Below are 9,316 nucleotides of genomic sequence, written 5' to 3'. Positions count from 1 at the left end.
AGCAAAAAAGAAGGTGGCCCGCCGGGGCCAGTCCCGGCTAGTCTCTTCGAAGAAAAGAAAGCATTGCATCACCGGAGAGACTCTGGGACCTAAATTCCAGTCGCAGAGCACGTACCGGCTAGCAGCTCAGCACCGGTCCACAGACCGACAGCATACTGTCCGAATTTCATGCAAAACCCTGCGCGGGAATAACAAGGATTCAGCATCGAGCTGTAGTGGCATAAAAGATGAAAAGCGTAACTGCCCTCACCGCAACGACGGCATCACCGACTGCAATACCCGCCGCCGCTCATCCCTGCGTTTCGACGTGAAATGCGCCACCACCTCGTCCGCCGGCGCCGGCCGTCCGACCAAATAACCCTGCGTCACATCGCACCCCGCCAGCCGCAGGAAATTCGCCTGTTCGCGCGTCTCGACGCCTTCCGCAACCACCTTCAGCCGCATTTTGTGCGCAATCGCGATGATCGCCTCGGTGATCGCCACATCGTCCGCATCATTCGGGATGCCCTGCACGAAGCTGCGGTCGATCTTCAGGCTGTCGAGCGGGTACTGCTTCAGGCTGGTCAGCGATGAGTAACCGGTGCCGAAGTCGTCGATCGACAGCGCCACGCCCATGTCGCGGATGCGGTCGAGCAGCATCACCGCCTCGGGCGGGTTGTGCATGATCGTGCTCTCGGTGATTTCCAGTTCCAGCATGGCGGCCGGCAGCCCGCTGTCGTCGAGGGCGGCGCGGATGGTGTCGAGCAGGTCGCCGGACGAGAACTGGCGCGCCGACAGGTTGACCGCGACGCGGCCGAAATGCAGGCCCGCATCCAGCCATGCGCGACCCTGGCGGCAGGCTTCGCGCAGCACCCAGCCGCCGATCGGCACGATCAGGCCGTTCTGCTCGGCCAGCGTGACGAAGGCATCCGGCAGCACCAGGCCGAGTTCCGGATGCTGCCAGCGCAGCAGCGCCTCGACGCCGGCCACGGTGCCGGTGGCGGTGGCGATCTGCGGCTGGTAGTGCAGTTCGAATTCGCTGCGCTCCAGCGCCCGGCGCAGGCTGTTTTCGAGCAGCATCTGCTCGAATGCGCGCACGTTCATGTCGGCGGTGAAGAACTGGAAGGTATTCTTGCCGCGCTGCTTGGCGCGGTACATCGCCACGTCGGCATTCTTGAGCAGGGTGGCGGCGTCGGTGCCGTCGGCCGGATAGCAGGCGATGCCGATACTGGCGGTGACGAACATTTCCTGGCCGTCGATGATGAAGGGTTGTGCGATGCCGGCGATCATCCGGTCGGCCACCTTGGCGGCGGCACCGGACGAGCAGGAGTCGTCGAGAAGCACCGTGAACTCGTCGCCGCCGAGCCGCGCCATCACATCCTGCGTCTTGATCTGGCGGCGCATGCGCTCCGCCACCGCCACCAGCAGGCGGTCGCCCGCCGCATGGCCGAGCGTGTCGTTGACCGCCTTGAAGCGGTCGAGGTCGATGAACAGCAGGGCGAGCTGGCGGCCTTCCTCGCGGGCACGCTCGATTTCCTTTTCGAAGGTGCGCATCAGCGCGCTGCGGTTGAGCATGCCGGTCAGGCTGTCGTGGCTGGCGAGGAATTGCAGCCGCAGTTCGTCTTCCTTGCGGCGGGTGTTGTCGGTGAACACGCCGACATAGTTGGTGATGTTGCGATCGGCGTCGCGCACGGTGGAGATCGACAGCCACGCCGGGTACCAGTCGCCGTTCTTGCGGCGGTCGCGCATTTCGCCCTGCCAGTGGCCGTCGCGCGCGAGATGTTCCAGCATTTCGCGGTTGATTTCGGATTGGGCGCCTTCGCCGGTCATCATGCGGGACAGCTTGCCGACGGCCTGCGATGCCTCGTACCCGGTGATGCGGGTGAACGCCGGATTGACGGCTTCGATGCGGCAGTCGGCATCGGTGATCACGATGCCTTCGCTGGCCGACTCGAACACCCGGTTGGCCAGCCGCGACTGCTGCTCGAAGGCCACCCGCTGCGTGACATCGAGCGCAACCCCCATGATCGCCGGCCGGCCGTCGTAGTCGCACAGCCCGCCGTGTACTTCGGCCCAGATGCGGCTGCCGTCACGCCGCAGCGCGCGGTAGGTATAGCGGATGCTCGGCACTTCGCCGGACAGGCGGCGGCGGTGATTTTCGCGCAGCATGTGCAGATCTTCCGGCGCGGTATGGCTGTCCACCGCGGTGCCGATCAGTTCCTCCGGATCGTCGTAGCCGAGCAGTTGGGCGCTCTTCTTGTTCGCGTAGACGATTTTCCCTTCCTGCACCATGTACAGGCCCACCAGCGACTGTTCGACGAAAGCGCGGAACTTGAGTTCGGACTCGTGCAGCGCACGGTCGGTCTTCCGTGCGGGCCGGATCGCAAGGAACCAGACCAGCCCGCCGATGCAAGCGCCCAGGAGTGCGGCTGACCAGTGCGGCAGCACCGGCATCGACAGCACGAGAATGGCAACGGAAAATCCGAGTGTCGGGGCAGCCCAGCGCCGATGCGTGCTTAACATGCGTCTCAGATTGGCAGGCCAATTCATTGTGTACAACCTGTCTTGGAAAGGGGAAATGTTGAAGATCGGCAGCCATAGTAACGGCCGACCCCAGTCGCAGCAACCAAATTGTCGCCAGAACAACGGGAATTTTTAGAAGGAAGAATCGAACAGCGATAGGTGCTAGCGCTAACAGCGGCGCCGCTTGCAACCGATAATCGGTTATTGCCGTCCTGTCATGCAGCGAACCGCATTTCTCATGTCAACGCTTTCAGCGCCGCCTGGTAACCCCACCATGCCGCTTCCTCGAATACCGAGAAGCCCGAGAGATCCGCATGGGCGAACAGGAGCGGCCCATCGAGTTCGCGCAGCGCGCGCAGGCCCGCGTTGTCGCGAAAGCCGATGCGCGGCGATGCCATCGCATGTGCGCGCAAGGTGATGTCGGCGCGTTCGACGTTGCCCGCAAACCGTCTGCCGTAGGCGGCGCGCAGATCGGCGCCGGCCAGATCCAGCAGTTCGTCGGCCGGCGCGCCGTCGAGCCAGCGCCGAGCATCCTGCGGCGACCGGTCCGCCAGCGCGATATAGGCACTGAAGACACTTCGCTTCGGCGGCGTGACGCGGATGTCTTGGTGGGTGGACACGACATAACCCAGTCCGCGTCCTCCGTACACCACGTTGTCCCACGAAAGCGGCACCTCCGGCAACTCATCCGGGATGCGCTTCATCAGGAAATTGGCGACCATCCACGGCGCATAGGCGGGCATATGCCGCCGCGCGTCGAAACCGAAATCGCCGATCGATGGCACCACGCGTGCCGCGACGAAGAGGGGCATCGCGCAGATCGCCTTCCTTGCTTTCACGACATACGTGCGCGGCTGTACTCCCGACAGATCCAGGCACAGCGCCTCGACGCCCGCCGCCTTCACGCTGACCGAGACGACGACGCCCGTCATGCGCCGGCTGCCGGCGGCGCGGTCGAGTCCCGCGGCGATCGGATGGAGTCCGTCCGGCCAGGTGAGAAAGGCGCCATCGGTCGCGTTCTCCGCCTCGCCGCCGCGGCCGCAGAAGTAATGCAGCCCGGCCCATGCCGACACCTCGCCGTATGCCGTGCCGTAGTCGTCGCGGCAGCAATAGTCGATATACCAATGCAGCGTCGGCGAACGGTAGCTGTGCCGGTCCAGCCAGGCCTTCAGGCTGAACCCGTCGAGTTCCCGCCATCGCGCATCGCCGGACGACTGCGTTACCGGGAAAGCGAACATCGGCTTGCCGTCCACGCCGGATGTCGATTTGAATTCGTCCATCGCGGCGAAGAAACGCGCATGCTCGTCGAGCTCCCACTGCGGCACGCCTTCCTTCGGCAGCAGGCCCTCCTGCCAGCGGCCGTTGAACAGCAGCCGCTCCTCGGGCGCATGCAGCAGGAAACGTTCGTCGTAATACGGCTGCCGTGCCGCCGGATTGCGCAGCAGGATGCGCAGGTCATGCAGCAACTCGCGCACATGGAACATCTCCGGCGCGGGCAGCGGCAGGTAATGGGCGCCGGTCGGATAGGCAAGATCGCCGTAGCGGCCGGCGGCGGCGTTGCCGTACGGTTGCGGACCATCGACCACCACGATATCGCGCTGCCCTTCCTTGCGCAGTTTCCAGGCCGCAGTCAATCCGGCGACCCCGGAACCGAGGATGGCGACGCCGGTTCGTATCTCGGCGGATGGCGATGGCAGCGCGTGACGATCGCGCAGGAAATGCCCCTCCGCCCGTCCGGGCGCGTGGATCGCCGGCACGATCTTCTGCCAGCGCCAGTAAGCGGCCGCGCTGCCCGCGCCGACAGCGGCGGTGCCCGCGCCAGCCCACAGCAGGAAGGATCGCCGGTCCATCAGCGGATGACCTCGCGCCAGTCCTTTTCGAATTCATTCACCAGCGACTGGGTGTTCAGCCGGTTCGGCGTCATGTCCAGCCGCGGCATGTCCGGCGGGAAGACGAACATTTCCCGCGTCGTCTGCGCGTTCAGGTAGCGCAGCGGCAGCCGGTATTGCGAGGGCGGCGAATAGGTCTTGCGCGGCGAGGCCATCACGAAGCCCCATTCGCCGAACGACGGCACGTACAGGTGAAAGGGCGAGGTATGCAGGCCGGCCTCGCGCAGCGTGGCCTCGATGGTCCAGTAGGCATGCGGCGCGAAGAACGGCGATGTCGATTGCACCACGATCAGGCCGTTCTCCGAGACATGCCGTTTCAGCATGCCGTAGAACGGCACCGAATACAGCTTGCCGAGCGCGAAGCTGGATGGATCGGGGAAATCGATGATAGCGGCGTCGAACATCCGGTCGGTCTGCTGCAGCCAGATCGCGGCATCGGTGTTGACGACGGTCACGCGCAGGTCGCGCAGCGACCCATGGTTCAGCCTGACCAGTTCGTCGCGGTCCCGGAATGCATTGGTCATCGCCGGATCGAGGTCGACCAGCGTCACATGCTCGACGTTTGGATAGCGCAGCACTTCCCGCAACGCCAGCCCATCGCCGCCGCCGAGGATCAGGACCGAGCGTGCCCACGGAAGCGTCTCCATTGCCGGATGCACCAGCGCTTCGTGGTAACGATATTCGTCGCGGGACGAGAACTGCAGGTTGCCGTTGATGTAGAGCCGCAGGTCGTCCTTCCACTTGGTGATGACGAGGCGCTGGTAGGGCGTCGAGGTGGAGTAGATGACATCGTCGCCGAACAGGCCGTTCTCTCCCCACCGTACCAGTCGGTCCGACGCGGCGAAGCCCATCAGCAGCGAAAACATCACAAGGCTCGCACGCAGCAGGCGGCCGCCCACGTCGGGAAGCTCGTGGCGAAAGTTATGGATGCTCCACAGCGCCACGCCGACATTGAGCATGCCGAACAGGAAGCCGGTGCGCACCAGGCCGAGATACGGCGCCAGCACCAGCGGGAACAGCATCGATACCGCGAGCGCGCCGAGATAATCGAAGGTCAGCACCTTGCTGACCAGTTCGCTGAAACCGGTCTGCCGCGCGTTCAATGCCCGCATCACCAGCGGCACTTCCATGCCGACGAAGGCGCCGACCAGGAAGACCATCAGGTACAGCATGGTGCGGAACGGCGCGCCCATCCAGGAATACGTCAGGAACAGCAGCGCCGCCGACAGGCCGCCCACCAGCCCGACCGCAAGCTCGATATCGACGAAGCGCGCCAGCACATCCTCGTCCTTCACGTATTTCGATACATGGGCACCGACGCCCATGGCGAACAGGTAGCAGCCGATGATGGTGGAAAACTGGAAGATCGAATCGCCGAGCAGGTAGCTCGACAAGGCGCTGGCGATGAGTTCGTACGCCAGGCCGCAGGAGGCGACGATGAAGACGGAGAGGATGAGGATGTGTTTGGACATGCGGCGCGTGGCGGTTCGGTCTGTTGCGGGCGGCGGCCTGTTGCCCGCCGGCCCCGTATAAAACCACGAAAGCGCTGGACAGGGAAGTTCCGGCGTTAGTATATTGCGACGACTTGCTGGATTTGAACTTGTATTCTTGAGATTGTTGCCTGGCGAAGAGTCCGGCTGCTCGTAAAGCATAGATGCAGGGCTCCTTCCCCCTTTCAGGGGGAAGGATGGGATGGGGGTAGTGAGGTCGATCGACTGCATGCAACGACTCAACCTCATTACCCCCCACCCTAACCCTCCCCCTGCAAGGGGGAGGGAACCTTACGGAGCGAGGGAATGACATCGGTACATTGAGCTGCTGTCAATTAATTCATTCCCGGCAGCAGCCCTTCATGCAGGACCGACAGGACGATTACTGAAATAAGTTTCACCAACTCCCTGACCAACCCCACGGAGCGAAAACCTTGCCCGCCATCGCCAACTATCTCGTCTTCCTGCTGCTGGCCGCCGTGCTGCTGCTGGTGTTCTTCGTCATCTACACCCGCATCACGCCGTACAACGAAGTGCTGCTGATCCGGCAGGGAAACACCGCCGCGGCCTTGTCGCTCTCCGGCGCGGTGATCGGCTTCTCGCTCACCATCGCCTCCTGCATCCTGCATACCTCCACCATCATTCCCTTCGTCGCCTGGGCAAGCGGCGCGCTGGTGGTGCAATTGCTCACTTACCTGGTGACGACGCGGCTGATGTCGATGTCGAAAGAACATATCGAATCCAACAACGTGGCGTTCGGCGGCATCCTCGGCGCCGTCTCGCTTTCCGTCGGCGCCATCAACGCCGCCTGCATCTCCTGACAAAGGAAATCACATCATGGGCATTTTCGATTTTATCAAGAAGCAGTTCATCGACGTCATCCAGTGGAACGAAGACACCGAGGGCGTGCTCGCCTGGCGTTACCCGATGGAGGATTTCGAAATCCAGAACGGCGCCGCACTGACCGTGCGCGATTCGCAGGTGGCGGTCTTCGTCAGCGAGGGCAAGATGGCCGACGTCTTCGGTCCGGGCAATTACACCCTGACCACACGCACGCTGCCGCTGCTGACCAACCTGAAAAACTGGGACAAGCTGTTCGAGTCGCCGTTCAAGGCCGACGTCTATTTCTTCAGCACCCGGGTCCAAACCGGCCGCAAATGGGGCACGCCGCAGCCGATCACCTTCCGCGACAAGGATTTCGACGCGATACGGGTGCGGGCTTTCGGCCTGTTTTCCTACCGAGTCGCCGACCCGAAGAAATTCTTCACCGAGCTGAGCGGCACGCGCGCCGTCTATACCCGCGACGATGTCGAAGGCCAGCTGCAGGGCATCATGCTGTCCTCCATGGCGTCCTCGCTGGGCGCATCGAACATTCCCTTCCTCGACATGGCGGGCAACCAGGCGCTGATGGCGCAACAGATCAAGGGCGACCTCGGCGCGGCCTTCGAACGCTACGGCCTGGCGCTGGACGAATTCAACGTCGGCACGCTGAGCCTGCCGGACGAACTGCAGCAGGCGCTCGATGCCCGCATCGGCGCCGGCATGAAAGGCGGGCTGTCGGCGGACAAGATGGCCGGCTTCACCCGCTTTCAGACGGCGGAAGCCATCCCGCTGGCGGCGCAGAACGAAGGCGGCATCGCCGGCATCGGCGCCGGGCTGTCGGCCGGCATGGCGGTCGGCCAGGTCATGGCGCAAGGAATGATGCCCGGGATGACCGGACAACCGGCGGCACAGCCCGCACAGCCCGCACAGCCCGCACAGCCTGCACAGTCGGCACAGCCTGCGCAGGAATCGCCGGCCGCACGCCTCGAACAGCTCAAGGCCCTGCTCGACAAGGGCCTGATCTCGCAAAGCGATTACGACGATGCGAAGGCGAAAGTGCTGCAGAAGCTGATCGGCTAGGAAAGCATCGCGTATGCAGAAAGTCTCCTGCCCGGGTTGCGGCGCGCCGGTGCAGTTCCAGTCGCCCGCCTCGGTCATGGCGATATGCGAATACTGCAAGACCACGGTCCTGAAGGATGCCGACACGGTCAAGGACCTCGGGCGCATGGCCGATGTGCTGGACGATTACTCGCCCATCCAGATCGGCACCTCTGGCCGTTTCGGCAACCAGGAATTCACGGTGGTCGGGCGCATCCAGCTGCGCTATGACGCCGGACTATGGAACGAATGGTATGTGCTGTTCGCCGACGGACGCGACGCCTGGCTGTCCGATGGCTCGGGCCTGTTCACGCTGACGTTCGGCAAGCAGACCGACGGCCCGCTGCCAGCATTCCAGGACATCAATCCGGGCAATACCTATGCCCTTCTCGGGCAGCACTGGCTGACCGCTGAAACCCGTATTGCTCAGTGCACCGGCGGCCAAGGCGAGCTGCCGTTCCGGGTGGGGCCCGGCTGGCAGGCGAAGGTCGCCGACTTCCGCAACGGCCGCGGTTTCCTGACGCTCGATTATTCCGACGGCGATCCGCCCGCCGTCTACGTCGGGCAGGCGGTCACGCTGGCGGAGCTCAAATGCCAGCTGCTGCGCGATGACGATGCCATCCGCGATACCGCCGGCAAGGTCAAGGGCAAGGTCGAGCCGCTCGACTGTCCCTCCTGCGGCAGCAGCGTGCGGTTCGTACCGGGCGTCACGCGCCAGATCGTCTGCCCGAGTTGCCGGGCACAGGTCGACACCACGGCCAGGGTGGCGCAGGTGCTTGACGCGGCGCACCGCATGCAAAAGGCCGATACCACGCTGCAGCTCGGCGCAAAGGCCACCATCAGCGGCTCTGCCTATGAAGCGATCGGCGTCATGCGGCGCAAGGACGAGGATGGCGAAACCTGGACCGAATACCTGCTGTACAGCCCGCGTGCCGGATTCCTGTGGCTGGTGGAAACCGACGAAGGCTGGTTCAGTGCAAAGTCGCCCGACGACTGGCCTGCCTGGAATGGCGGCGACACAGTCACGCTCGGCGCGCAGACTTTCCGCAAGGAATACGATTACATCGCCACCGTGGTGTTTGCTGCCGGCGCGTTCAACTGGAAAGTGCATGCCGGCGACACCGCGCGGGTAATCGAATTCGCCTTCGGCAAGAAGTCGCTCGCCGCCGAGCTGACCAATGACGAACTGAGCTGGTCGCTGTCGGCGCCGGTGCCGTCGGACCAGCTTCGCGCCTGGTTCGGCACGGCGATCCAGGCCGACCGGCTGCCGCAAAAGACGCCGATCCGCAAGATCGCCGAGTACATGATCTACGGCCTGGCGGCACTGAATATCGGGCCGCTGCTGGCAGGCTCCGATGGCGCATGGACGTATTTCCTGTTTGCCGCGGCAGCCATCTACCTGCCGGCGATGGTATTGAGCTGGATGGGTGAGGATTCCTGATGCGCGGAAAATTCATCGTCTATGCGCTGGTGGTGATGCTGGTATGCACCGTGATGAGCTGGAGCAAATTATTG

General features: G+C 63.8%; 6 protein-coding genes. 3 read left to right on the top strand and 3 right to left on the bottom strand.

Translation table 11 applies throughout. The features are described 5' to 3' along the window. Positions 1-246: 246 nt before the first annotated feature. From V7080_RS20180 to V7080_RS20170, 3 genes are all read right to left on the bottom strand, one after another. The gene (locus tag V7080_RS20180) at positions 247-2,502 is read right to left on the bottom strand and encodes an EAL domain-containing protein (RefSeq protein WP_334190183.1); all 2,256 of its coding nucleotides are present in this window, start codon (positions 2,500-2,502) and stop codon (positions 247-249) included. A gap of 236 nt (positions 2,503-2,738) precedes the next feature. Continuing rightward, entirely contained in the window at positions 2,739-4,352 is a 1,614-nt protein-coding gene (locus V7080_RS20175; RefSeq protein ID WP_334190182.1) for an NAD(P)-binding protein, read from the bottom strand. Continuing rightward, positions 4,352-6,043, bottom strand: a complete 1,692-nt coding sequence (locus V7080_RS20170; RefSeq protein WP_334190181.1) for a polyamine aminopropyltransferase — start codon at positions 6,041-6,043, stop codon at positions 4,352-4,354. Before V7080_RS20170 ends, V7080_RS20175 begins: the two co-directional genes overlap by 1 nt. Before the next feature lie 272 nt (positions 6,044-6,315). On the opposite strand from V7080_RS20170, the gene V7080_RS20165 reads away from it, so the two are divergent. From V7080_RS20165 to V7080_RS20155, 3 genes are read left to right on the top strand one after another with little or no spacing between them, the layout of a single operon-like run. Then, positions 6,316-6,702 carry a DUF350 domain-containing protein gene (locus V7080_RS20165; RefSeq protein WP_326857648.1) on the top strand — a complete coding sequence of 129 codons (387 nt, stop codon included), beginning with the start codon at positions 6,316-6,318 and terminating at the stop codon, positions 6,700-6,702. Positions 6,703-6,718: 16 nt separating this feature from the next. Next, positions 6,719-7,783, top strand: a complete 1,065-nt coding sequence (locus tag V7080_RS20160; RefSeq protein ID WP_334190180.1) for an SPFH domain-containing protein — start codon at positions 6,719-6,721, stop codon at positions 7,781-7,783. 13 nt (positions 7,784-7,796) lie between these two features. Then, the gene (locus tag V7080_RS20155; RefSeq protein ID WP_334190179.1) at positions 7,797-9,242 is read left to right on the top strand and encodes a DUF4178 domain-containing protein; all 1,446 of its coding nucleotides are present in this window, start codon (positions 7,797-7,799) and stop codon (positions 9,240-9,242) included. The last annotated feature ends 74 nt before the right edge of the window (positions 9,243-9,316 follow it).

It is taken from the genome of Noviherbaspirillum sp. (assembly GCF_036846085.1).
Classification (GTDB): Bacteria; Pseudomonadota; Gammaproteobacteria; order Burkholderiales; family Burkholderiaceae_D; genus Noviherbaspirillum.
Note: the sequence above shows the minus strand (reverse complement) of the source record. Positions and strands in the feature narration are given on the sequence as shown.